The organism is Mesorhizobium sp. P5_C1, assembly GCF_054049815.1.
The window spans coordinates 1-1,155 of the sequence record NZ_JBFULQ010001031.1; the positions used below are offsets into that span (position 1 = coordinate 1).

The 1,155-nt window shown below is 60.5% G+C and carries 1 protein-coding gene and 1 pseudogene; both read left to right on the forward strand.

Annotated features, from left to right (window positions below):
• Positions 1 to 254 precede the first annotated feature (254 nt).
• A complete protein-coding gene (locus ACXJ7R_RS33625) occupies positions 255 to 551 on the forward strand; it encodes a hypothetical protein (RefSeq protein WP_457155554.1) in 297 nt (98 codons plus the stop codon).
• A 265-nt stretch (positions 552 to 816) separates the two neighbouring features.
• Positions 817 to 1,155: pseudogene (locus ACXJ7R_RS33630) on the forward strand (serine protease); the annotation flags it as partial.

Sequence of the window (1,155 nt, forward strand, 5' to 3'; positions counted from 1 at the left end):
CACCAGGGGTGATAACCGCAAGGAAGGGCCAGCCGCCGCAAAGCAGACAAAGCCGTCCACAAACCAGCGGGTATGCTGCTGTCGAACGCGATGGAAGGCGGCCCAAGAATGGCACATAGATGAATGTCGGGCTGGCGGCGACCTGTCGGAGTCGGTCACGATGTGAACGTCTACGACTGACGTCTTCCAAGATCGAAGCCACCAATTTTCTGCGGTAGCGGTTGCCGGCGGAATACGAAGAGGAGACTACACAAATGGGCTGCAATCGAGCGCTGGTGCAGATTTCATCCATTGGCGCCGGCGTTTTCTTGTCGATCTGTCTCGCCGGCACCGTAGCGACCGCTGCAGCCAAAGACCAGGACACCGTGGCAAGCGTGGTTGCCGACCAGGTGCGAAGCCAAGGCTTCCCTTGCAGAAATCCAAGTTCTGCCAAGCGCATTGCGGCCGAGTCCGTACCAAATCAGACCGCCTACCTGCTCCGATGCGAAGGGACAACCTACCGGGTGCTCTTGATTCCAGATCAGGCAGCTGAAGTGGCCAGAGTTGACTGAAGCCTTACGCGGGCCTCCCGCGAGGTGACATGTCGACAATCGACGTGGTCGATCTCGAAAGACACTGCGTCGCGCCGCTAGTAGCCTTCGCAGTCTTGCCGACAAAGGCACAAACCGGAAGCAACAAGTACCAGCCTAGTAAATCGGCTTGATCGGAAGCTAATCAGCGAGGCTAGCGCATCCGATCGGCCGTACGCCGGATAGACGGTTCCGCACGAGGAACACGCCACGGCGCCAGGACCAAAGCCTCGCACGGGTCGCGACCATGTCAACTTTCAACATCCTCCGCAGGCACCGCGCCGTGCTGCTTTTCTCCGCCGTCCTCGTAGCGCCGCTCGTCGCTGGGGTCGCTCTGAACGCGAGTTTGGCCGATACGAAAATGGCCTCCTCCCCGGATGCCTCCGCCAATCGCGCTCCGGCCACCTCCTATGCTCCGATCGTTGCGGCCGACAAACCGGCAGTGGTGACGATCACGTCGATCATGAAAACTTCATCGGCGCCCGATGGCCAAGCCCAGCCCTCGGACAGCGGTCTGTCGTCCGATGAACGGCTGCCTCGATTCTTCGGCAATCGAGGGATTCCGGCGCCCAAGGCACCACCGCAG

What these genes read in the sequence shown, in the direction of transcription:
- ACXJ7R_RS33625 (WP_457155554.1), top strand. Translation starts at nt 255, where the DNA reads ATGGGCTGCAATCGAGCGCTGGTGCAGATTTCATCCATTGGCGCCGGC.